4 protein-coding genes are annotated in these 26,248 nt (G+C 72.4%); 2 read left to right on the top strand and 2 right to left on the bottom strand.

Annotated features, from left to right (window positions below; translation table 11 throughout):
* Window positions 1–6 precede the first annotated feature (6 nt).
* A complete protein-coding gene (locus IEY17_RS10720; RefSeq protein WP_268240323.1) occupies window positions 7–1,881 on the bottom strand; it encodes an AfsR/SARP family transcriptional regulator in 1,875 nt (624 codons plus the stop codon).
* Window positions 1,882–2,188: 307 nt separating this feature from the next.
* On the opposite strand from IEY17_RS10720, the gene IEY17_RS10715 reads away from it, so the two are divergent.
* Window positions 2,189–3,703 (top strand): amidase, encoded by a 1,515-nt coding sequence (locus IEY17_RS10715; RefSeq protein WP_229680024.1) that lies wholly within the window; start codon window positions 2,189–2,191, stop codon window positions 3,701–3,703.
* Window positions 3,704–3,991: 288 nt separating this feature from the next.
* On the opposite strand, the gene IEY17_RS10710 is transcribed toward IEY17_RS10715, so the two are convergent.
* Window positions 3,992–4,222, bottom strand: coding sequence for a hypothetical protein (locus IEY17_RS10710; protein WP_188987185.1), 231 nt, complete (start codon window positions 4,220–4,222; stop codon window positions 3,992–3,994).
* A gap of 170 nt (window positions 4,223–4,392) precedes the next feature.
* Here IEY17_RS10710 and IEY17_RS10705 point away from each other — a divergent pair, with 170 nt between their 5' ends.
* On the top strand, window positions 4,393–26,220 hold the full coding sequence (locus IEY17_RS10705) for a non-ribosomal peptide synthase/polyketide synthase (protein ID WP_188987184.1): 21,828 nt from the start codon (window positions 4,393–4,395) through the stop codon (window positions 26,218–26,220).
* The last annotated feature ends 28 nt before the right edge of the window (window positions 26,221–26,248 follow it).

The following is a 26,248-nucleotide window of genomic DNA, read 5'->3' as shown; positions in this document are numbered from 1 at the left end:
CGGCCCTCACATGACGAACCTCAGCTCCGCCTTGCCCGGTTTGGCCACCAGCCTGGGCGTGCGGGCGGTTTCGGCCGCCCGCACGTCGGCGCGGTGCAGTTCCGTCGCGAACGCGCTGAGCAGCGGCTGGAACCGGTAGCGGATCTCCTCGGAACCCATCGCGGGTACGCCTTCCAGCAGGTGAGCGTCCACCAGGCTCTCCACGAGATCCTCCGCCTCGTGCGGATCGAGTCGCAGGAGAGTGATCGCGTCGTGCAGACTGAACTCGGTGGTCTCCAGGCCGCCCAGTTGCCGGAAGGTGCGGGCCACGTCCGCAGGCAACTGCTGGATGCTGGACTGCAGCCGCCGACGCAGGCTCTGCTCGCCGTGCTCCAGGTGGTCCAGCCGGGTGCGCGGGTCGCGGAGCCGGCTGGCCAGCCGCTGCAGCGTCCAGTGCGGTTTGGCGATGAGCTTGGTTGCCGCGATGCGCAGGGCGGCGGGCAGCCGGTCGCACAGTTCGGCGATCTCGGCCAGCGCCCGCGGCTCGGCCGTGGCGCGGTTGCCGAGCAGGGTGCCGAGCAGGTCGACGGCCTCGGCGTGGCCGAGGGGCTGCAGCCGCAGCCACAGCGACGCAGCGACCAGTTCGCTGATCTGGTGGCGGCTGGTGACCACCGCCTTGCTGTCCGGCCCGGTGGGCAGGACGTGCTCGATCTGCCGGTAGGAGGCCACGTTGTCCAGCAGTATGAGCACCTTCCGCTGGTGTACGAGGCTGCGGTAGAGCGCGGCGGCCGCGTCCAGGTCGGCGGGGATGTCCGCGGTGGCCACGCCGAGCTGCCGCAGGAAGGTGTGCAGCGTGTCCCGCGCGTCGGACTCCGCGGGGCCGCGGCAGCAGCCGTGCAGGTTCGCGTGCAGCACGCCGCCGGGGAACCGGTCGGCCACCCGGTGCGCCCAGTGCACGGCCAGCGCGCTCTTGCCGACCCCGGCGGTGCCGGTGATGAGGCAGACGCGGGGTTGCGGCGCGGCGCACAGACCGTCCAAACGGGACAGTTCGGTGGTTCGCCCGGTGAAGGGCTCGATGTCGGCCGGAATGTCGCCGAGGCCCGCGGATGCTGCGCTGGTCGGCAGCTGCGGCGTCGGAACCCGCACCGACGGGTCGTCGTTGAGGATCGCCTCGTGCAGTTCCTGCAGCACCGGACCGGGTTCCAGGCCGATCTCGTCGATGAAGACCCGCCGGCCCTGGCGGAAGGTTTCCATCGCCTCGGCGCGGCGGCCCGCGCGGTACTGGGCGAGCATGAGCTGCGCCCGGGTCTGCTCGCGCAGCGGCTGCTCCTCGACCAGCGCGGTCAGTTCGCTGATCAGCTCACGGTGCCGCCCCAGTTGCAGGTGCAGGGCGGTGCGCTCCTCCTGGACGGCGAGTTTCTGTTCCTGCAGCCGTTCGACCTCCAGCTCCACTACTGCGGAATTGATGTCGCACAGTGCGCGGCCGCGCCACAGCGACAGCGCCTCGTCGTATGCCTCGGTGGCCTTGACCATCTCATTGCGGCGGGTCAGTGCCCTGGCTTCGGCGACGCGGGCGCGGAATGTCAGCAGGTCGATCACGTGGTCGCCGCGGCGCAGCATGTATCCGGGCGAGGAGGTCAGCACCACGTCGTCCCGATAACCCGCAGATCTGAATGTTTTTCGCAATTCTGCGACGCAGATCGCGACCTGGGTTCTGGCCGTTGCCGGGGGGTGTCCGTTCCAGATCGCTTCCGAGATCCGGTCGATCGAGACAACCCGGTCGGAATTGAGCAGCAACATGGCCAGCACGATCCGCTGCCGAGGGCCGCCTATCGCTATCTTCCTTCCTTTGAACTCGACTTGTAAGGGCCCGAGCAGCCCGAATTCGAGACGGTCGGTCATGGAGTCTTCTTCCTGTTGCTCCCTCGCGGGTCAGCAACTGATCCCGTGCGCAAAGAGCCCCCCGAGCGTGCCAGAAGGACACGTTGTCACTCTATCGGGTCAATGACTTGACCGTCCGTGAAACAGGGGGATTGACGCGTCCTCGTTCCGGTCGCTGATTCGGACAGCAGGCATGTTCCGGACGCCTTACGCCTCACGATAAGGACGCGACCTGGGAATATCGACGAGCCGGTCGGCGCCGCCCCGGTTCGGGGGCGCGGCGTTCCGATAGGGAACCGATAACGAACCGAAAGGATCTGTGGGAAAAGTGGGAACGCTGAGCTCGGCCCGCGCCGACGCGCTGGCCGAGGCGACCATCGCCGAGCTGCAGACCGCCATGGCCACCGGGCAGCTCAGCGCCGTCGAACTGGTCCGGTACCATCTCGACCGCATCGACCAGCTGAACCTGCGTGGACCGCAGTTGCGCGCCGTGCTCGAGACCAACCCGCAGGCGCTGGAGATCGCCGAGCTGCGTGACGCCGAGCGCCGACGCGGTCACCTCCGCGGCGCCCTGCACGGAATTCCGGTGCTGGTGAAGGACAACATCGAAACCGCAGACTTGATCCACACCAGCAACGGTACCGCCGCACTGCTGGGTGCGCGTCCCGAGCGAGACGCCACCGTCATCGCCAGACTCCGCGCGGCGGGTGCGATCGTGCTCGGCAAGACGAACAAGAGCGGGTGGATCAGCGGCTCCGCGGGGTGGAGCGCGCGCGGTGGCCAGGGCCGCAACCCGCACCAGCTGGACCGCTCGCCGCACGGGTCCAGCTCCGGGTCGGCCGCGGCCGTGGCCGCCGGGCTGTCGGTGGTCGCGTTGGGCACCGAGACCATCGGCTCGATCCTCGGCCCCGCCGGGGTGAACGGCGTCGTGGGTCTGAAACCGACCGTCGGGCTGACCAGCCGCGCGGGCATGATCCCGGGAGTGCGCAGCCTGGACACCATCGGGCCGCTGTGCCGCACCGTCGCCGACGCGGCCACCGTGCTGGGCGTGCTGACCGGCATCGACGAGCGCGACCCGGCGACCGCTGCCGGGCGGCACCGCTCGGACTACCGGGACTGCCTGGGCGCGGAAAGCCTGGCGGGAACCCGGATCGGCGTGCCGCGCGAGTCGTTCTTCGGCTACGACGACCATGCCGACGCGGTGGCCGAGCAGGCCATCCGGGTGCTCGCGGCGGCCGGGGCGACCATCGTGGACCCCGCCGACGTGCCGAGCGTGTCGCGGCTGCTGTCCGACGAGGGGCTGATGATGGCGCAGCTGCAGGAGGTCAAGCACCACCTGGACGCGTACCTGGCCGCGACCCCGGGCGAGCACCCGCGCAGCATCGCCGAGCTCATCGCCTACAACCGGGCGCACGCCGAGGTGGAAATGCCCTATTTCGGCCAGGAAACGCTGGAGCTGGTCGACAGCCTCAGCGGCGACCTCACCGATCCGGACTATGTGTCGGCCGTGCAGCGGATGCGCCGGTTGTCCCGTGAGGACGGCATCGACGCCGTGCTGCGCGAGCACCGGTTGGACGCGCTGGTGGCGCCCACCGGAGGGCCCGCGTGGAAGATCGACCTGGTGCACGGCGATCCGCCGGCGCGCGGCAGCGCGCTGATCCCGGGGCTGGCGGGCTACCCGGCGATCAGCGTGCCCGCGGGCGAGGTCCGCGGACTTCCGGTCGGTGTCACGTTCCTGGCCGGGGCGTGGTCGGAACCCGTGCTGCTGCGCATCGCCCACGCCTTCGAGCAGGCACACCCGGCGTGGTTCCCACCCCGGTTCCAACCCCCGTCAGTCGGGTGAGCCCCGTGCGCCCCCAAGCAGGCGCCCAGGATTCCCAATTTTAGGCGAACTTGGAAACCGTCCAGGCCGCGGAAGTTCCCAATTCCAGGCAAATTTGGGAGTCTTCCGGGGCATGGGTGTCCCGGGTTCAGGGGGTTGAGGTTCCCGGGTTGGGGGGTGAGCTTGGGGGCGTTGGGCTTTGTGGAGGGTGGCTCCGTGAGTCCCGATGGTGGGTGTGGGCGGAGGACCCGCTGGTGGGCGCCTCCCGTGGGCGGGCCAAGCGGGCGCGCCGCTGTCGAAGGCAGGTCCTCAGGCGGCCTCGGTCAGCACTCGGCGCAATTCCGCGATTTCCGCGTTGAGCGCACGCAACTCCGCCCGCATTTCCCGGGTCTCCGCGACGAGCTGGTTCGTTCGCTCCGTTTCCGCGTGTTGTTCACACAGCAGTCGCATTCGTTGGATATGGGCGAAGATGAGCAGTCCGAGCAGCAGCGTGCCGGACGCGATCAGCAGGCTGATGACCCCGGTATCCGGATTTCCCATCGCAGTCCTCTCGCGTGCGGGCGGCGTCAGCCGGATGCTACGCGGCCGCCGCGAGGGCCGCGCAGGGGCCCTACGCAGCGGAAATGGACACGATAACGACCCGAAATTCGTCGTCGTTAGCCTCGCGCCGGATAGCGAGGATTGTGTTCTTTTTCGAGGAGTGGGCTGGCATGAATGATCCGGCTGAGCGCGGCACGAACGGGCATGCCACCCTGGCCGAGCTGGTCGAGCGCAGTGTGCGACGCCAACCCGATGCGGTCGCCGTGCGGTTCGGCGACCAGCAGCTGCGCTACCGGGAGCTCAACGAGCGCGCGAACCGGTTGGCGCACCAGCTGATCGCCCGCGGCGTGCGCCCCGGCGACGTGGTGGCGCTGGCCCTGCCGCGCACTCCGGAGCTGATCGCCGCCCTGCTCGCGGTGGTCAAGGCCGGGGCCGCCTACCTGCCGGTCGACCCGGACTACCCGGCGGAGCGGATCGCGTTCATGCTGGCCGACTCCCGGCCCGCGCTGCTGCTGACCACCAACGAACTCGCGCCCCGCCTGCCCGAGTGCACCGCGGCGGTCGCGACCATCGCCGAGCTGTTCGCCGCGGATTCCCCGGACACCGACCCGGAACCGCTCGCCACCCCGCAGCACCCCGCCTACGTCATCTACACCTCCGGCTCCACCGGTCGCCCCAAGGGCGTGGTGGTGCCGCACGAGGGCGTGGTCAACCACATGCTGTGGCAGGCCGAGACCTGGGACCTGCGGCCGCAGGACCGGGTGCTGGCGCGCACCGCGATCAGCTTCGACGCAGCGGGCACCGAGGTGTGGTTGCCGCTGATCGTCGGCGCCTCGCTGTGCCTGGCCCCGGCCGACGTGGTCCGCGACCCGCAGCGCCTGGTGGACTTCGTCGCACAGCACCAGGTGACCGTCGCGCAGTTCGTGCCGTCGCTGCTGGCCGTGGCCGCCGATGTCGGCGAGAGGGAACTGCCGCTGCGCCTGGTGTTCGTCGCCGGTGAGGTGCTGCCGCCCGCGTTGGCCGCGCGCGTGGTTTCGACCTGGGGCGTGCGGTTGGCGCACCTCTACGGCCCCACCGAGGCGTCCATCGACGTGACCTACTGGGACTACGATCCAGCCATCGGGCAGCGTCCGCTGCCCATCGGACGTCCACTGTGGAACACCCGGGTGTACGTGCTGGACGAGCGGCTGCGCCCGGTGGCTCCCGGCGAGCAGGGCGAGCTGTACGTGGCGGGCATCCAGCTCGCGCACGGCTACCTGCACCGCCCCGGCCTGACCGCGCAGCGGTTCCTCGCTGACCCGTTCGGCGCGCCCGGCGAGCGGATGTACCGCACCGGTGACCTGGCCCGCTGGAACGGCGCGGAACTGGAGTTTCTCGGCCGTGCCGACGACCAGGTCAAGATCCGCGGGTTCCGGATCGAGCTCGGCGAGATCGAGTCGGTGCTGACCGGTTTCGCCGAGGTGTCGCAGGCCGCCGTGACGGTGCGCGACACCCCGGCAGGCGACCGGGCGATCGTCGCCCACGTGGTGCCCCGCCAGGACATCGGGGTGGACGTCCTGCGCAGCCGGGTCGCGGCGGCGCTGCCCGAGCACATGGTCCCGGCCGCGTTCATGGTCGTCGACCAGATGCCGTTGGCCCCCAACGGCAAGGTCGACCGGCGGGCGCTGCCGGACCCGTGGTCGGGGACCGGTGCGGGCCGGGCGGCGGGCAACGAGCGGGAAGCGGCGCTGTGCCGGTTGTTCGCCGAGGCGTTGGGCCTGTCCGCGGTGGGCGTCGACGACAGCTTCTTCGAGCTGGGCGGGCACTCGCTGCTGGCGGCCCGGCTGGCCGCCGGTGTCCAGGCCGAGCTGGCGGTGGAGGTGTCGGTCCGCGACATCTTCGAGGCACCGACGGTCGCGGCGCTGGCCGCGCGGCTGGCCGACGCGCCGCGGATCGCCGAGCCCGCCGCGCCCGTGGCGAGCGAGGCCGCGCTCTCGGTGGCACAACTGGGCTTGTGGTCCCTGCATCGGCTGGAGGGGCCCAGCGCCACCTACAACATCCCGCTGATCGTGCGGCTGGACGGGCCGCTGGATCCGAACGCGCTGTACGCCGCCGTGCAGGACGTGGCCGCGCGGCACGAGACGCTGCGCACGATCTTCCCCGAGGACGACGGACGGCCCTCGCCCCAGGTGCTCGACGTGGCGGTCGACGTCGAGTTCCGCGACGTGGCCGCGGCCGACGTGGACGCCGAACTGGTCCGCCAGGCCCGGTACGGCTTCGACCTGCTGACCGAGATCCCGTTCCGGGTGCGGGTGCTGTCCTCGGCCCCACACCGGCACGTCGTGTTGCTGCTGATGCACCACATCGCCGCCGACGGCTGGTCGGAGCGGCCGCTGGTGCGTGACCTCGCCGACGCCTACCGGGCCCGGCTGGAGGGGCGGGCCCCGCAGTGGACGGCGCTGCCCACCAGCTACGCCGAGGAGATGAGCCGGCGGCACGCGGCACTGGGCACCGAGGATGACCCGGACAGCCCGCTGGCCCGGCAGACCCGGTTCTGGGCCGAGCAGCTCGCCGACCTGCCGGAGCTGGTGGAGCTGCCCACCGACCACCCGCGCCCGGCCGCCGCCAGCCACCGCGGCGACGTGCTGCGGGTGCGGATGGACGCCGACCTGCACCGCTCGCTCGCGCAGCTGGCCAAGGCCACCGGCACGAGCACGTTCATGGTCGTGCAGGCGGGGCTCGCGGCGCTGATGACCCGCCTGGGCTGCGGTGCGGACATCCCGCTGGGCACCCCGGTGGCCGGCCGCGGATCGTCCGATGTGGACGACGTGGTCGGGTACTTCGTCAACACGCTGGTGCTGCGTACCCGCACCGGCGGTGACCCGGCGTTCCGGGAACTGCTGGCGCGGGTGCGGGAAACCGACCTCGCCGCGTTCGCGCACCAGGACGTGCCGTTCGACCGCGTGGTGGAGGCGCTCAACCCGGCGCGGTCGCTGTCGCACCACCCGCTGTTCCAGGTGATGCTGACCTTCGAAACCCTCGCCGCGGCGCGACCGGAGTTCCCCAACGCGCGGGCGGAAGTCGACGAGGTCCCGGTCGGGGTCGCCAAGTTCGACCTGGACCTGCGGCTGCGCGAGCACCACGACGCGGCGGGAATCCCCGTCGGCGCGGACGGGATCATCGAGTACAGCACGGACCTGTTCGACCGCGAGGGAGTGGAGCTGCTGTGGGAGCGGTTGGTGCTGCTGCTGCGCTCCGCCGTGCGGCGACCCGACGCGCGGCTCAGCGAACTGGACCTGCTCAACCCCGGTGAACGCCGCCACGTCCACGACCCCGAGCAGGTCGTGGTGCGCGGCGTCCGGCTGGACCCGCACCGGCCGCAGGCCGAACTGGCCGCGCACCCCGCCGTCGCCGACGCTTTCGTGCTCGGCCGCGACACCGGCCTGGTCGGCTATGTCGTGCCCGCGCCCGGGCTGGCCGTGCGCACCGCGGACCTGCGGGCGTACCTCGAACGCCGCGTCCCGTCGTACCTGGTGCCCACCGACCTGGTCGTGCTGGAGGAGATGCCGCGGGACGCTCGTGGCGACGTGGACCGCGACCGGCTGCCCGTGCCGGTGGCCGACGTGGCGGTGCGCGGCCCGCGCACCCCGCAGGAGGCGCAGCTCGCCGCGTTGTTCGCCGAGGTGCTCGGCGTGGACGACATCGGCGTGGACGACGGCTTCTTCGACCTGGGCGGGGACAGCATCGTCGCGATCCGGCTGGTCAGCCGCGCCCGCAGGGCCGGGCTGGTGCTCACGCCGCGCGACGTCTTCGAGCACAAGACCGTCGCCCGGCTCGCCGCGGTCGCCGCGCGCGACACCGGAGACGACACCGGCGCACCGGTCCACGAGCCGCACGGCGAGGTGCCGCTGACGCCGATCATGCGCGCCCTGCTGGACCGCGGCGGGGACATCGACGGCTATTTCCAGTCGATGGTGCTGCGCGCCCCGGCCGCGATGACCGAGGCCGACCTGGTCGCCGCGGTGGACGCCCTCGTCGCGCACCACGACGTGCTGCGCATGCGGCTGGCAGGCGACCACCTGGTGATCCCGCCGCAGGCGCGGTCGGGCTTCGTGCACCGCGTCGAGGTCGGCGACCGTGACCTGGACGCGGCCGTGGCGGAGGAGACCGCGCACGCGCAGTCGCGGCTGGACCCGCGAGCCGGGGTCGTGCTGCAGGTCGTCTGGCTGGACGCCGGGGACGAACCGGGCCGCCTGCTGGTGCTGGTGCACCACCTCGCCGTGGACGGCGTGTCCTGGCACGTGCTGGTGTCGGATTTGCGCGCCGCGTGGGAGGCGGTTCGCGCCGGGCGCCCGGTGCGGCTGGACCCGGTCGGCACCTCCTTCCGCCACTGGGCGCACGTGCTGCGCGACGCGGCGCAGGACCGGCGCGCGGAGCTTCCGCTGTGGAGGGACGTGGTCGGGCAGCGATCCGCTCCGCTGGGCGAGCTGGAGCTGGACCACGCCCGCGACACCCGCGGCACCGCCCGCACCCTGACCCGCGAACTCCCGGCCGACCTGACCCGGGCGCTGCTGTCCGATGTCACCACCGCGGTCCGCGGGCGTCCCAACGAGGTGCTGCTGGCGGGACTGGCCGCCGCGCTCGGCGAGGTGCAGGACCGCTGGGGCACCGGCGAGTCCGCAGTCGTGCTCGAGCTGGAGGGCCACGGCCGCGAGGAGATCGCCGACCGGCTGGACCTGTCCCGCACCGTCGGCTGGTTCACCAGCGCCTACCCGGTGCGGTTGGACGCCGGGGTGCGGCGACTGGAGGAGCTGGCCGACCCCCGCACCCGCGCCCGGGTCCTCAAGCGGGTCAAGGAGCAACTGCGCGCGGTGCCCGACAACGGCATCGGCTACGGCATCCTGCGCGACTCGCTGCCCGCGTTCACCCCGCAGATCGGGTTCAACTACCTCGGCCGGTTCGGCACCGGCGAGGCGGACGAGGACTGGGCGAGTGCCGGGGCGGTGCTGGGCGGCGGGGCCGACGCCGGGCTCCCGCTGTCCTACCCGCTGGAGATCGACGCGATCACCGAGGACCACCCCGCGGGGCCGCGGCTGGCGGTCACCTGCACCTGGGCGGGCCGACTGGTCGATGAGGCCCGCGTCACCGAACTCCTCAACGCCTGGTTCGAGGCACTGCGGCTGCTCGCCGCGCAGACCACCGACGCCGGTCTCACCCCGTCGGACCTGCCGCTGGTCGCGCTGTCGCAGAGCCAGATCGAGCAGCTGGAGCAGGACGGCCCGCTGCGCGACGTGCTACCGCTCGCGCCGCTGCAGGAGGGCCTGCTCTTCCACGCCCTCTACGACGAGCAGGCACCGGATGTCTACGCGGTGCAGGAGGTGTTCCGGGTCGACGGCGACCTGGACGCGACCGCGCTGCGCGAGGCGGTGGCCGCCCTGCTGCGCAGGCACGACAACCTGCGCGCCGCGTTCCGCTACGAGGGCCTGCCCCGCGCGGTGCAGGTCATCCCGGCGGAGGTCGAGCTGCCCTGGCAGGAGATTGATCTGTCCGGAGTGGACGACCAGGCGGCTGCGGTCGCCGAGCTCACCGCGGCCGACCGGGCTCGCCGGTTCGACCTCACCCGCCCACCGCTGCTGCGCTTCACCCTCATCCGGCTCGGCCCGGCCGAGCACCGCCTGGTGGTCACCAACCACCACATCCTGTTCGACGGCTGGTCGATGCAGACGCTGCTCGACGAGCTGTTCGCGATCTACCGCAGCGCGGGCGGCGCGCTGGGCCGCGTCGCGCCCTACCGCGACTACCTGTCCTGGCTGGCCGCCCGCGACCAGGACGCCAGCGTCGCCGCGTGGCGCGGCGCGCTGGAGGGCGTCACCGAGCCGACGCTGCTCGGTGCGGGCGGCACCGGCGGTACCGTGGTGACCCCCGAGCAGGTCGTGCTGGACCTGCCCGCCGACTTCGTCGACCAGCTCCAGCAGTGGATCCGCGGCCGCGGCCTGACCCTCAACACCGTCGTGCAGGGCGCCTTCGGGCTGCTGCTGGCCCGCAACCTCGACCGCGACGACGTGGTCTTCGGCAGCACCGTCTCCGGCCGCCCGTCGGAGCTGCCCGGTGTCGAGTCGATGATCGGCATGTTCATCAACACCGTGCCGGTCCGCGTGCGGCTGCGCGCCGAGGAGTCGCTGGGTGAGCTGCTGGCCCGCGTGCAGGACGAGCAGTCGCGGCTGCTGGACCACCACTACCTGGGGCTCAACGAGATCCAGCAGCTGCTGGGTACCGGTGAGCTGTTCGACACGCTCACCGTGATCGAGAACTACCCGCACGAGCCCGGCCAGTCCTGGAGCCCCGCGCCCGGCGTCGAGCTCACCGGCCTGGAGGACCACGACGCCACGCACTACCCGCTGACCCTGTCGGTCATCCCCGGGCAGGGGCTGCGGCTGCGGTTCGAGTACCGGCCCGACCTGTTCGAGCGCACCGCCATCGACCGCCTGTCGGCGCAGATGTTCGCGCTGCTGCAGGCGATCGTGCAGAACCCGGACCAGCCGGTCGCGGACACCGGTGTGCTCGCCGAGGACCAGCGGGTGCGCGCGGTCGGAGCCGCGGGAGCCGCCGTGGACAAGCAGGAGCTCAGGCGCGCCCCGCGCACCCCGCAGGAGGAGATCCTGTGCGGGCTGTACACCGACGTGCTGGGCGTCGCCGAGGTCAGCATCGATGACAGCTTCTTCGAACTCGGCGGCCACTCGCTGTCGGCGATCCGGCTGCTGAGCCGGCTGCGCACGATGTTCGGCGTCGAGCTGTCGCTGCGCCACCTCTTCGAAAAGCCCACGGTCGCCGAACTGGTCGAGGAGTTCGGCGCGGCCACCGGCACCCGCGTCGCGCTGACGCCGTTCACCCGGCCCGACCCGATGCCGCTGTCGTTCGCGCAGTGGCGGCTGTGGTTCCTGCACCGCCTGGAGGAGGACAGCGCCACCTACACCGAACCGCTGCTGCTGCGGCTGTCCGGCGAGCTGGACACCGACGCGCTGCGCGCGGCGATCGCCGACGTCGTCGCCCGGCACGAGACGCTGCGCACGATCTACCCGGAGACCGACGGCACCCCGCACCAGCTGGTGCTGCCGCCGGAGCAGGCGGTGCCGCACGTCGAGTTCATCCGTACCGACCAGGCGGGGCTGGAGCAGCACCTGCGCGACCTCGGCCGCCACAGCTTCGAGCTGTCCACCGAACTGCCGCTGCGGGTGTGTCTGTTCTCCCTCGGCGAGCACGAGCACGCGTTGCTCCTGCTGCTGCACCACATCGCCAGCGACGGCTGGTCCGACGCGCCGCTGAGCCGCGACCTGTCGACCGCGTACGCGGCCCGGCTGCGCGGCGAAGCTCCGCAGTGGACGCCGCTGCCGGTGCAGTACGCGGACTACACGCTCTGGCAGCGCGAACTGCTCGGCAGCGAGGACGACCCGAACAGCCTGGTCTCCCAGCAGCTGGCGTTCTGGGCGAAGGAACTGGCGGGCCTGCCGGAGCGGCTGGAGCTGCCCACCGACCGGCCGCGGCCGGCCGTGGCGTCCTACCGCGGCAGCGAGGTCGAGTTCACCATCAACGCCGATCTGCACCGGGGCCTGGTCGAACTGGCGCGGCAGACCGGCACCACACTGTTCATGGTCGTGCAGGCGGGCCTGTCGGCGCTGCTGACCCGGCTGGGCGCGGGCACCGACATCCCGCTGGGCAGCGTCATCGCCGGCCGCTCCGACGAGGCGCTGGAGGAACTCGTCGGGTTCTTCGTCAACACCCTCGTGCTGCGCACCGACACCTCCGGGCGGCCGACGTTCCGCGAACTGCTGGCCCGGGTGCGCAGGACCGACCTCGCCGCCTACGCCCACCAGGACGTGCCGTTCGAGCGGCTGGTCGAGGTGCTCAACCCGCCGCGGTCCATGGCGCACCACCCGCTGTTCCAGGTCATGGTGCTGTTCCAGAACAACGCCGAGGCCGAACTCAACCTGCCCGGGCTGCGCGCCAGCTTCCACGACATCGGGTCCGGTTCGTCGAAGTTCGACCTGGACTTCGACTTCCGGGAGGACTACGCCGACGACGGCACCCCGCTGGGCATGGCGGGTCTGATCGAGTACGCCACGGACCTGTTCGACCACGACACCGTGGCCGCGATGGGACAGCGGCTGGTGCGGCTGCTGGAGGCGGTCGTCGCCGACCCGGACCGCCGGATCGACGACATCGACCTGCTGTCCGCGGCCGAACGGCGCGCCCTGCTGCCCCCGCGCCCGGCGACTCCTGCGGGAAGCGGCACCGACGTTGCCGACACCACGACCATACCGGCGCTGTTCGAGGCGCAGGTGCGTCGCACCCCGGACGCCGTCGCGCTGGTCTTCGAGCAGCAGCGCCTGACCTACGCCGAGCTGAATGCGCGGGCGAACCAGCTGGCCCGCGAACTCGTGGCGCGCGGCGTCGGGGCCGAGCACGTGGTGGCGGTGGCGCTGCCGCGGTCCGCGGAGCTGGTGGTGGCGCTGCTGGCGGTGCTCAAGGCCGGCGGCACCTACCTGCCGGTGGACCCGGACTACCCGGCGGACCGCATCGCGTTCATGCTCGCCGACGCCGCCCCGACCGTGCTGCTCACCGACTCGGCGACCCGGCTGGACACCGAGGTGCCGAAGGTGGTGCTCGACGAGCTGGACCTGTCTGGGCGAACGGACGGTGACCTCGGCGCGGTGGTCGGCCCGGACAACGCGGCGTACATCATCTACACCTCCGGCTCGACCGGCCGCCCCAAGGGCGTGGTGGTGCCGCACCGCAACGTGCAGCGGCTGTTCACCGCCACCGACCACTGGTTCGGCTTCGGCCCACAGGACGTGTGGACGCTGTTCCACTCCTACGCCTTCGACTTCTCGGTGTGGGAGCTGTGGGGTCCGCTGCTGCACGGCGGACGGCTCGTCGTGGTGCCGCACCTGGTCAGCCGCTCGCCGAAGGAGTTCCTGGAACTGCTGGTCGCCGAGGGCGTCACGGTGCTCAACCAGACCCCGTCGGCGTTCTACCAGCTCGCCCAGGCCGATCGGGAGAACCCCGAACTGGGCGACCGGTTGGCGCTGCGGTACGTGATCTTCGGCGGCGAGGCCCTGGAGCCGTCCAAACTGGACGGATGGTACCGGCGGCACGCCGAGGACGCCCCGCGCCTGGTCAACATGTACGGCATCACCGAGACCACGGTGCACGTCACGTACTTCCCACTGGCGGCCGCGCACACCGCCGACCCGCGCAGCCCGATCGGCGCGGGCATCCCCGACCTCGGGCTGTACGTGCTCACCGAGTCGCTGCAGCCGACCCCGCCCGGGGTGCCCGGCGAGCTGTACGTGTCCGGTGCCGGGCTGGCCCGCGGTTACCTGAACCGGGCCGGGCTGTCCGCGCAGCGGTTCGTGGCCGACCCGTTCGGCCCGCCCGGCTCCCGTATGTACCGCAGCGGCGACCTGGTTCGGTGGAACAACCAGGGTGTGCTGGAGTACCTCGGCCGCGCCGACGACCAGGTCAAGATCCGCGGTTTCCGCATCGAGCTGGGTGAGATCGAGGCGCAGCTGCTGACCCACCCGGCGGTGGCGCAGGCCGCGGTGGTGGTCCGCGAGGACAAGCCGGGTGACAAGCGCCTGGTCGGCTACGTCGTCACCACCGGCGAGATCGACCCCACCGAGGTGCGGCGGCACGTCGCGGCGACCCTGCCCGACTACATGGTGCCCTCGGCGGTGGTGCGGCTGGAGTCGCTGCCGCTGACCGCCAACGGCAAGCTGGACCGCCGCGCGCTGCCCGCACCGGACCTGTCGGCGCTCGTCGGTGGCCGCGCCCCGCGCAACCAGCGCGAGGAACTGCTGTGCGGCCTGTTCGGCGACGTGCTGGAGGTCGACGGCGTCGGCATCGACGACAGCTTCTTCGACCTCGGCGGGCACTCCCTGCTGGTCACCCGCCTGGTCAGCCGCATCCGCTCCACCTTCGGCGTCGAGCTGCCGCTGCGCGCGGTGTTCGAGGCGCCCACCGTCGCCGGGCTCACCGAGCGGCTGGACGCCGCGGACGGCGCGCGGGTGGCGTTGCGGCCCATGCCGCGCCCCGACCGGCTGCCGCTGTCCTACGTCCAGGAAGGACTGTGGTTCCTGTCCCGGCTGGAGGGCCCGAGCGCGACCTACAACGTCCCGCTGGTGCTGCGCCTGACCGGTCACCTCGACATCGAGGCGTTGCGGACCGCGTTCGCCGACGTCGTCGCGCGGCACGAGTCGCTGCGCACGATCTTCCCGGAGCAGGGCGGCGTTCCACACCAGGTCGTGCTGCCGCCCGAGCAGGCGCAGCCGGTGCTGGAGGTGGTGGACGTCGACGAGTCGGAGGTGGCCGAGGCGCTGCGTGAGGCGTCGCGGTACCACTTCGACATCACCGCCGAGCTGCCGATCCGCGCCTGGCTGTTCCGCCTGGGCGGCGACCGCTACGCGCTGCTGCCGCTGATGCACCACATCGTCAGCGACGGCTGGTCGGAGTCGCTGCTGGGCAACGACCTGGCCACCGCCTACGCCGCCCGGCTGCGCGGCGAGGCCCCGGTGTTCCCGCAGCTGCCGGTGCAGTACGCGGACTACGCGCTGTGGCAGCGGGAACTGCTCGGCGACATCGACGACCCGGACAGCGCCATCAACCAGCAGATGGCGTTCTGGGCCGACGCCCTGCGCGGGCTGCCGGAGAAGATCGAGCTGCCCACCGACCGGCCCAGCCCCGCCGCCGTGACCTACCTCGGCGACGAGGCGCCGCTGCGCATCGACGCCGACCTGCACCGGGCCATCGACGAGCTGGCGCGCCGCACCAGCACCACGCAGTTCATGGTGATCCAGGCCGGTGTCGCGGCGCTGCTGACCCGGATGGGTGCGGGCACCGACATCCCGATCGGCATCCCGGTCGCGGGCCGCACCGACGAGGCGCTGGAGGAGCTGTTCGGCTTCTTCGTCAACACCCTGGTGCTGCGTACCCGCACCCACGGCGACCCGACGTTCCGGGAGCTGCTGGACCGGGTGCGCGAGACCGACCTGGCCGCGTTCGCGCACCAGGACGTGCCGTTCGAGCGGATCGTGGAGGCGGTCAACCCGGTGCGGTCGCTGTCGCACCACCCGCTGTTCCAGGTGATGCTGACCTTCGAGAACTTCGACGAGGTCGAGGTCGAGCTGCCCGGGCTGGAGGTGGAGCTGGAGGATGTCGTCGCGGGCGTGGCCAAGTTCGCGATGGACATCCGGCTGCAGGAGCGCTACGGCGCCGACGGCGCGCACGCCGGCATCGTCGGCGAGATCGAGTACTCCACCGACCTGTTCGACCGCGCCACGGTCGACTCTTTCGGCGAACGGCTGCTGCGGCTGCTGCGCAGCGCCACCGCCGACCCGGAGCGCAGGCTCGGTGAGCTGGACGTGCTGGCCCCCGAGGAGTTCCCGGCGGCCGACGCCCGGCACGTCGTGCTGGACGAGGCGGGCCGACCGCTGCCGCCCGGCGTGGTCGGCGCGCTGCACGTGGCCTCCGAAGGAGGTTTCGTGCCCACCGGCGACCGGGCTCGGTTGCGCGGTGGTGAGGTCGAGATCGTCGCCCGCGCGGGCCGGTGGATCCAGGTGCGCGGCATCGGTGTCTCGCTGGACGAGGTGGAGCGCATCCTCGGCGCGGCCGGCCCCGTGGCGGTGACGACCGACCCGGACGGCGCGGTGATCGCGTACGCCGTGGACGTGGCGGCGGTGCGCGCGCACGCCGAGGGGGTGCTGCCGGACTACATGGTGCCGTCGCGCTACGTCGCGCTTGACTCCATCCCGGTGGACGCCGACGGTCAGGTCGACCACGCGGCGCTGCCCGCGCTGGAGCGGCGTCAGACCCGCAAGGGTCCGCGGTCGCCGCGCGAGGAGATCCTGTGCGGGCTGTTCGCCGAGGTGTTGGGCCTGGAACGCCCGGTGGCGGTCGACGAGAGCTTCTTCGAGCTGGGCGGCCAGTCGCTGTCGGCCATCCGGCTGCTCAGCCGCGTCCGGGCGACCTTCGGCGTGCAGCTGTCGGTGCGCGCCCTGTTCACCGAGCCGACGGTGGCCGGTGTCGTCGCGCGCCTCGACGAGGCCGCGGACGCGCCGCGCACCCCGCTGACCGCCCGGCCGCGCCCGGCGCGCATCCCGCTTTCGGCCGCGCAGCAACGCCTGTGGTTCCTGTCGCGGCTGGAGGGGCCGAGTGCCACCTACAACGTGCCGCTGGTGCTGGAGCTGTCCGGCGACCTCGACGTCGGGGCGCTGGAGGCGGCGGTGCGCGACGTCTGCGACCGGCACGAGAGCCTGCGCACCCTCTTCCCCGAGGTGGACGGCGAACCGCACCAGCTGGTGGTGGAGGAGGTCCCGGGTCTGCGGATCGTCGAGGTGTCCGCCGCGGAGGTGACCGAGCGACTGGCCGCCGAAGCCCGCCACGCCTTCGACTTCACCACCGAACCACCGCTGCGGGCCACCCTGTTCCGGGTCGGCGAGCAGGAGCACGTCCTTCTGCTGCTGATGCACCACATCGCCACCGACGGCGGCTCGGAGGAGCCCTTCGCCCGCGACCTGTCGACCGCGTACGCGGCGCGGCTGCGCGGCGAAGCTCCGCAGTGGACGCCGCTGCCGGTGCAGTACGCGGACTACACACTGTGGCAGCAGGAGCTGTTCGGCAGCGAGGACGACCCGGACAGCCTGGTGTCCCGCCAGCTGGCGCACTGGCGGCGGGCGCTGGCGGGCGTGCCGGAGTGCCTGGAGTTGCCCACCGACCGGCCGCGGCCGGACGCGGCCTCCTACGAGGGCGACGAGGTCAACTTCGTCATCCCGGCCGACCTGCACGCCGCCCTGCTGGCGGTGGCCCGCAGGACCGACACGACGCTGTTCATGGTCGTGCAGGCGGCGCTGGCCGCGCTGCTGACGCGGCACGGCGCGGGCACCGACATCCCCATCGGCACCCCGGTCGCCGGGCGCGCGGACGAGGCACTTCAGGATCTGGTCGGGTTCTTCGTCAACACCCTCGTGCTGCGCACCGACACCACCGGCGACCCGACGTTCCGGGAGCTGCTCGGCCGGGTCCGGGAGACCGACCTGTCGGCGTTCTCCCACCAGGACGTGCCGTTCGAGCGGATCGTGGAAGAGCTCAACCCGGTGCGGACCCTGCGGCACCACCCGCTGTTCCAGGTCATGATGGTGTTCGAGAACGACGCCGAGCACAGCTTCGCGCTGCCGGGGCTGCGCACCGGCCTGCGCGACGTGGAGATGTCCGCGGCCCGCTTCGACCTGACCTTCCACCTGCAGGAGCTCGCCGGCGGTGGTGTCAGCTGCGACCTGGAGTACGCCGTCGACCTGTTCGACCGGGCCACCGTGGAGAAGCTGGCGCAGCGGTTCCTGGCGCTGCTGTCGGCGCTGGCCGCTGACCCGGACGTGCGGCTGCGCGAGGTGGAGCTGCTCGACGCGGAGGACCGCGCGATCGTGCTGCCCGCGGTGGCCGCCCCGGCCGCGCGGGCGACCGGGGCCGTGGCCGTCGTCGACATCGACCCGTCCATCGTGGACGGTTCGGTGGCGGCTCCGGTGGAGCTGCCGCGCACCGGGTCGGACCTGCTGGGCTGGCTGGACTGGGACGGCATCGAGGAAGTCGTCCTTCCGCACGCACTGCTGGACGAGCTGTGCCGGGTCGCCGTCGAGCAGGACTTCCGGCCCGAGAAGCTGTCCCGGGTCGTCGGTTTCGGCCCGGACCTGCCGGTGGTCGAGCACGTCGCCGCATTCCGCAGCCGGTTCCCCGACATCGTGGTGGAACTCGCGCGCGGGTGGGCACAGACCGGTGTCGTGACCACCGGCGGACCGGGGGCCGAACGGCCCGCGCCGGGGGTGGCGGTGTACGTGCTGGACGAGCAGCTGCGTCTGGTCCCGCCCGGCGTGTTCGGCGAGGTGCACGTAAGCACGCCGTGGTTGCGCGACGGGGTCGACAACCCCTTCGGCGACGGGCTCCTGCTGCGGACCGGGGCACGCGCCCGCTGGCGCCGCGACGGGACGCTGGAGTTCCCCGTCGAACGGGCCGCTGCCGAGGTTCGGCACGAGGACCGCGAGCCCACCGCCGAGGAGGAGGCGCTGCGCGGGCTGTTCGCCGCCGTGCTCGGCGTCGACGACATCGGCCTGCACGACAACTTCTTCGCCTTCGGCGGTCACTCGCTGCGCGCCACGAAACTGGTCGGCCAGATCCGCGCCGAGCTCGGCGTGGAACTGCCGGTGCGCGCCGTGTTCGAGGCGCCCACCGTCGCCGGGCTGGCCGCCCGGCTGCCCAGTGCGGGCCAGGCGCGACCGGCCCTGACGCGGCGGGAGCTGCCCGCGCGGGTGCCGCTGTCGTTCGCGCAGCGGCGGTTGTGGTTCCTGCACCAGCTGGACGGGCCGACCCCGACCCACAACATCCCGCTGGTGCTGGAGCTGTCCGGGCAGCTGGACGTCGAGGCGCTGCGCCGCGCGTTCGGCGACGTGGTGGCGCGGCACGACAGCCTGCGCACCCTGTTCACCGAGACGGACGGGGTGCCGCACCAGGTGGTCGTGGACCGCCAGGCGCCGTTCGAGGTCGTGACCACCGAGGAGCCGGGTGAGCAGCTGGGGGCCGCCGCACGGTACGCCTTCGACCTCAGCACCGAACTGCCGGTCCGCGCGACCCTGTTCACCGCGGGCGGTACCGACCACACCCTGCTGGTGCTGCTGCACCACATCGCCGGGGACGGCGCATCGACCGAACCGCTGCTGCGCGACCTGGCGCAGGCGTACACCGCGCGCGCCGCGGGCGGTGAGCCCGACTGGGCCCCGCTGCCGGTGCAGTACGCGGACTACGCGCTGTGGCAGCGGGAACTGCTCGGCGACGACGAACAGCCGACCAGCCTCGCCCAGGCGCAGCTGGCGTTCTGGCGGGAGCAGCTGGCGGGTCTGCCGGAGCGGCTGGAGCTGCCGACCGACCGGCCGCGCCCGGCCGTCGCGACCTACCGCGCCGGGGCCGTGGACGTCGAGCTGGACCGGGACCTGCACCAGGCCATCGTCGACTTCGCCGCGCAGCGGGGTGTGACGGTGTTCATGGTGTTGCAGGCGGGTCTGGTGGCGTTGCTGTCGCGGTTGGGTGCCGGGGTTGATGTTGCGATCGGTACTCCGGTGGCGGGTCGTTCCGATGCGGCGTTGGCGGATCTGGTTGGGTTCTTCGTGAACAACCTGGTGTTGCGGACGGATGTGTCGGGTGATCCGTCGTTTGCCGAGTTGGTGGGTCGGGTGCGTGAGACCGATGTGGCGGCGTTCGCGCATCAGGATGTGCCGTTCGAGCGGTTGGTGGAGGTGCTCAACCCGGTCCGGTCGCTGTCGCACCACCCGCTGTTCCAGGTGATGATGACCGTCCACGACGCGGGCGCTGACGACCTGGCCCTGCCGGGCCTGTCCGCGCGGGTCGAGGGCGTGGACACCGGCTCGTCCACCATGGACCTGTCGTTCGAACTGCGGGAGACCTTCGACGGCGGCCCGGCGGGCATCGTGGGCGACCTGGAGTTCGCCACGGACCTGTTCGACACCGACACGGCGCAGTCCCTCGCCGACCGGCTCTCCCTCCTGCTGCGCGAAGCGCTCGCGCGGCCCGAGCAGCCGATCAGCGCCCTGCAGGTGCTCTCCGACGCCGAACGCGACCAGCTCGTTGGCTGGAACGCCACCGAGCGCCCGCTGCCGGCCACGACGTTCGTCGAGCAGTTCGCCGACCAGGTGCGGGCGCAGCCCGACGCGACGGCGCTCATCACCGCCACGCAGGAACTCAGCTACGCCGAACTCGACCGGCGCGCCAACCAGCTGGCCCACCACCTGCTGGGCATCGGTGCCGGACCGGAGACGATCGTCGCGGTGGCGCTGCCGCGCACCCCGGAGTTGCTGGTGGCGTTGCTGGCCGTGGCCAAGGCCGGGGCCGCGTACCTGCCGATCGACCCGGCCCACCCGACGGAACGGCTCGCGCACATCCTGCACGACGCCGACCCGGCGGTGCTCATCACCGACGACGGCACCGAAATCCCGGCACCGTCGGCCACTCAGCGCCTCAACGTGTCCGAACTGGACACCGCGGTGTCCACCGAGACCGCGGAAGCCCCGGACGTGGTGCGGGATCCGCGGCAGCTGGCGTACACCATCTACACCTCCGGCTCGACCGGCCAACCCAAGGGCGTGCTGCTTTCCCGGGCGAACCTGGACAACTTCCTGGCTTCGATGCGCGAGGACATCGGCCTGGCCGCCGGGGACCGGATGCTCGCGGTCACCACCGTGTCGTTCGACATCGCCGGGCTGGAGCTGTACCTGCCGCTGCTGGTCGGCGCCGCGGTCGTCCTCGCCGACGAGGACACCGTCCGCGACCCGTACGCGCTGGGCGGTTTCCTCCAGCGCACCGCGGTCACCCACGTGCAGGCCACGCCGTCGCTGTGGCAGGCGCTGGTGGACAACGTCCCCGAGCAGGTGCGCGGGCTGCGGATGCTGGTCGGCGGTGAGGCGCTGCCAGCGGTGCTGGCCGAGCGGATGCTCGGGCTCGACGGCCGGGTCATCAACCTCTACGGCCCGACCGAGACCACGATCTGGTCGGCCGCCTCGGAGATCCGCCACGTCGACGGCCCGCCGCCGATCGGCCGCCCGATCGGCAACACCTCGCTGCACGTGCTCGACGCGAACCTGCGGCCGGTGCCGGTCGGCGTGGCCGGCGAGCTCTACATCGGCGGCCACGGCGTCGGGCGCGGCTACGCCCACCGCGCCGGGCTGACCGCAGAACGGTTCGTCGCCGACCCGTTCGGCGAGCCCGGGGCCCGCCTGTACCGCACCGGCGACCTCGCCCGGTGGCGGCGCGACGGCAGCCTGGAGTACCTGGCCCGGGTCGACGACCAGGTGAAGGTGCGCGGGTTCCGTATCGAGCTCGGCGAGATCGAGACCTGCCTGGCCGGACATGCCGACGTGGCTCGGGCCGCCGTCGTGGTCCGCGGCGCGGACGCGGACAAGCGCATCGTCGCCTACCTGGTCCCGCGGTCCGGTGCGGACCTCGACGTGGGCGATCTGCGGCAGTTCGCGCTGCGCCGGTTGCCCGAGTACATGGTGCCGTCGGCGTTCGTGGTGCTCGACGAACTGCCGCTGACCCCCAACGGCAAGGTTGACCGCAGGGCGCTGCCGGAACCGGAGCGCACCGGCACCGGCCGGGAGCCGCGCACCCGCCGCGAGGAACTCCTCTGCGGGCTGTTCGCCGAGGTCCTGGGTGTCGACCGGGTCGGCGTGGACGACAGCTTCTTCGAGCTGGGCGGGCACTCGCTGCTGGCCACCCGTTTGATCAGCCGCGTCCGCACCGAGTTCGGTGTGGAACTGCCGATCCGGGAGCTGTTCGTCACCCCCACGGTCGCCGGGCTGGCGGGCGTTCTCGACCAGGCCGACGCGGCGCGGTCCGGGCCGGTCGCCGGGCCGCGCCCGGCGCGGGTACCGCTGTCGTTCGCCCAGCACCGGCTGTGGTTCCTGCACCACCTCGAAGGGCCCAGCGCGACCTACAACATGCCGTTCGTGCTGCGGCTTTCGGGGGCGCTCGACATCCCGGCGCTGCGGGCCGCGCTGGCCGACGTGGTCACCCGGCACGAGAGCCTGCGCACCGTGTTCCCCGACACCGACGGAAAGCCGTACCAGCTGGTGCTGGACGCCGCCGAGGCACGGCCGGAGTTCCTGGTGCGCACGGCCGAACCCGAGCAGGCGGAGCGGGAGCTCGCCGAGGCGGCGCGCGAACCGTTCGACATCACCCGCGAACTGCCGATCCGCGCCACGCTGTGGCAGACCGGCGAGCAGGAGCACGTCCTGTTGCTGCTGATGCACCACATCGCCGGCGACGGCTGGTCGCAGGGCCCGCTGCTGCGCGACCTGGCGCAGGCGTACGACGCCCGTCGCGCCGGTGAAACGCCACAGTGGACGGACCTGCCGCTGCAGTACGCGGACTACGCGCTGTGGCAGCGGGAACTGCTCGGCTCCGAGGACGACCCGGGCAGTCTGGCGGCGCGGGAGATCGCGTTCTGGCGGGAGCAGCTGGCGGGCCTGCCGGAGCGGCTGGAGCTGCCGACCGACCACCCGCGCCCGGCTGTCGCCTCGCACCGAGGCGACCTGCTGGAGTTCACGTTGGGCGCCGAGCTGCACCGCTCGCTGGCGGACTTCGCCGCGCAGCGGGGTGTGACGGTGTTCATGGTGTTGCAGGCGGGTCTGGTGGCGTTGCTGTCGCGGTTGGGTGCCGGGGTTGATGTTGCGATCGGTACTCCGGTGGCGGGTCGTTCCGATGCGGCGTTGGCGGATCTGGTTGGGTTCTTCGTGAACAACCTGGTGTTGCGGACGGATGTGTCGGGTGATCCGTCGTTTGCCGAGTTGGTGGGTCGGGTGCGTGAGACCGATGTGGCGGCGTTCGCGCATCAGGATGTGCCGTTCGAGCGGTTGGTGGAGGTGCTCAACCCGGTCCGGTCGCTGTCGCACCACCCACTGTTCCAGGTCCTGCTGGACTTCCAGGAGGGCGGCGGCTCGGCACAACTGCCCGGGCTGCGCACCGCGATCGAGGGCGCGGAGACCGGGGTGGCCAAGTTCGACCTGTCGTTCAGCCTCGAGGAGGGCGCCAACGGCCTGGAAGGCATCGTCGAATACGCCACCGACCTGTTCGAGCGCGACACGGTGCGCACCCTCGTCGACCGCTACGAGCGGCTGCTCGCCGCGGCCGTGGCCGACCCGGACCGCCGGATCGGCGAGATCGACCTGCTCGACGACGCCGAACGCCACCGCGTCCTCATCGACTGGAACGACACCGCGCGCCCGGTCACCCCGCGCCCGTTCCCGGAGCTGTTCGCCGACCAGGTGCGGCTGCGGCCGGACGCGCCCGCGGTGGTCTTCGAGGACGTCACCCTCGACTACGCCGAACTCAACTGGCGGTCCAACCAGCTGGCGCACTGGCTGATCACCCGCGGCGCGGGACCGGAACGCCTGGTCGGCGTCGCCCTGCCGCGATCGGCCGACCTGGTCGTCGCACTGCTGGCGGTCCTCAAGTCCGGCGCGGCGTACCTGCCGATCGACCTGTCCTACCCGCGCGAGCGCATCGAGTACATGCTCGGCGACAGTCGCCCCGAGTTCGTGCTCACCGACGCGGCCAACACCGCCGTGTTCGCCGACGCCGACGTGCGGCTGGTCCTGCTCGACGGCGAGGACACCACCGCGGCGCTGCCGGGCATGCCCACCAGCGAGATCACCGCCGCCGACCGCGGCGTCCTGCCCGCGTCCGCGGCGGCCTACGTGATCTACACCTCGGGCTCCACCGGCCGGCCCAAGGGCGTGGTCGTCACCCACCACGGCATCGCCAGCCTCCTGGCCGCGCAACGGGAAACCCTTGGTGTGGACGGCACCAGCCGCGTGCTGCAGTTCGCCGCGCTGAGCTTCGACGCGGCGGCGTGGGAGATGTGCATGGGCCTGCTGTCCGGGGCCTGCCTGGTCCTGGCACCCGCCCACCGGCTGCTGCCGGGGGAGGCGCTGGCCGAACTCGTCGCGGAGCAGGGCGTCACGCACCTGACCCTGCCGCCGACGGCGCTGGGCGTGCTGCCCGACGACGCGCTGCCGCCGGGCACGACGCTGGTGGTCGCGGGCGAGGCGTGCCCGCCCGCGCTGGTGGCGAAGTGGTCACCCGGTCGCACGATGATCAACGCCTACGGCCCGACCGAGACCACGGTGTGTGCCACCATGAGCACCCCGCTGTCCGGGGAGGTCACCCCGCCGATCGGCGGCCCGATCAGCAACGCCCGGGTGTACGTGCTCGACGCCGCGCTGCGCCCGGTGCCGCCGGGCACCGTCGGTGAGCTGTACGTGGCCGGTGCCGGACTCGCGCGGGGCTACGCGCGCCGCGCCGGGCTCACCGCGGAGCGGTTCGTCGCCAACCCCTTCGGCGAACCGGGTGAGCGCATGTACCGGACCGGCGACCTGGCGAAGTGGACCGCCGACGGCGCGCTGGTGTACGCCGGTCGCGCCGACGACCAGGTGAAGGTGCGCGGGTTCCGCATCGAGCTCGGTGAGGTCGAGGCCGCGCTGGACCGGCACCCGGCCGTCGCGCGCGCCACCGCGCTGGTGCGGGAGGACAGTCCCGGCGACCGGCGCCTGGTCGCCTACGTCGTGCCGGACGGGCCGCGGCCCGAACCGTCGGACCTGCGGGCGGCTGCCGCGAGCAGGCTCCCCGAGTACATGGTGCCGTCCGCGTTCGTGCTGCTCGACGACCTGCCGCTGCTGCCCAACGGCAAGGTCGACCGCAAGGCGCTGCCCGCCCCCGACTTCACCGCGACCTCCGGTGCGGCACCCCGCACCCGGCGCGAAGAAGTCCTCTGCGGACTGTTCGCCGAGATCTTGCGGGTGCCGGCGGTCGGTATCGACGACGGGTTCTTCGAACTCGGCGGTGACAGCATCCTGTCGCTGCAACTGGTGTCACGGGCCCGTCGCGAAGGCTTGGTCATCACGCCGCAGGACGTGTTCCGCTGCCGCACCGTCCGCAAGCTGGCCGAGGCGGCGGGCGCCGACGACCTGGTGGCCGAGGAAGCCGACGCCGGCATCGGCGAGTTCCCGGCCACGCCGATCATGCACTGGCTGCGCGAGCACACCGAGCACATCGACGGCTTCAACCAGTCGATGGCGCTGCGGGTGCCCGCCGACCTCGGCATCGACCGGCTCACCACGGCCGTGCAGGCCCTGCTGGACACGCACGACGCACTACGCATCCGCCTCAACCCCGGCTGGCATCCGGAAGTCCTGCCGCGTGGCGCGATCCGCGCCGCGGACCTCGTCGAACGGGTGGACGTCGAGGGCCTCAACGCGGCGGATCTCGCCGAGGTCGTCGCCGCCCGCGGCACCGCCGCCCAGCAGCAGCTGGCCCCGGCAGACGGGGTGCTGGCCCGGTTCGTCTGGTTCGACGCCGGTCCGCGCACCGCCGGACGGCTGCTGGTGGTCATCCATCACCTGGCGGTCGACGGCGTGTCCTGGCGGGTGCTGTTGCCGGACCTCGCGATCGCCTGGCACACCGGGGGCAGCGGCCTGGAACCGGTGCGCACCTCGCTGCGCCGGTGGGCGCAGCGGCTGACCGCCGAGGCGGTCCGACCGGAGCGCGAACGCGAACTGGAGCTGTGGCAGTCCGTGCTCGGCGAACCCGCGCCCCGGCGCAGTCCGGGCACCGAGGCCGCCGAACTCGACATCGTGCTGTCCACAGCGGACACCCAGGCGCTGCTGACCGAGGTGCCCGCCCGGTTCCACGCCGGGGTCGACGACGTGCTGCTGGTGGCACTGGCCGTGGCCGTGCTGCACGTCCGCCGGTCGGGCGGGGACACGCGGACGGCGGTGGTGGTGGACGTCGAGTCGCACGGCCGGGAACCGGTCGTGGACGGCGACCTGACGCGCACCGTCGGCTGGTTCACCAACCTGCACCCGGTGCGTCTGGATCCCGGCCCGGTGCACACCGACGACCTGCTCGCCGGTTCCGCCGCGCTCGGCCAGGTTGTCAAGCAGCTCAAGGAACAGCTCCGCGAGATCCCGGACAACGGCATCGGCTACGGCCTGCTGCGCTACCTCAACCCGCGCACCGCCGGGGAACTGGCCGACCGCCCGGCACCCGAGATCGGGTTCAACTACCTCGGCCGGTTCCAGGGTGGCGGAGGACAGGAGGACTTCGCGGTCGTCGACGACCTGCCGCTGCCGCCCGGCCGCGACCCGCGGATGCCGCTGCCGCACCCGGTGGAGGTCAACGCGGTCACCGAGGACACCGCCGAAGGACCGCGGCTGTCGGCGACCTGGACGTGGGACACGTCGCTGGTCGACCGCGACCACGTCGCCGCCCTGGCCGAGCGGTGGGTGGAAGCGCTGCGCGCCCTGATCCGCCACGTCGAGGACCCGAACGCGGGCGGCGGCACCCCGTCCCTCGGCGACCTGTCCCAGGAGGAGATCGACGAGCTGGAAGCGGAGCTGGGACTGGAATGACCGCACGAGAACCTTACGCGCGGCGCCG

Origin of the sequence: Saccharopolyspora thermophila, assembly GCF_014646075.1 — a bacterium.
Lineage (GTDB): Bacteria > Actinomycetota > Actinomycetes > Mycobacteriales > Pseudonocardiaceae > Saccharopolyspora > Saccharopolyspora thermophila.
Note: the sequence above shows the minus strand (reverse complement) of the source record. Positions and strands in the feature narration are given on the sequence as shown.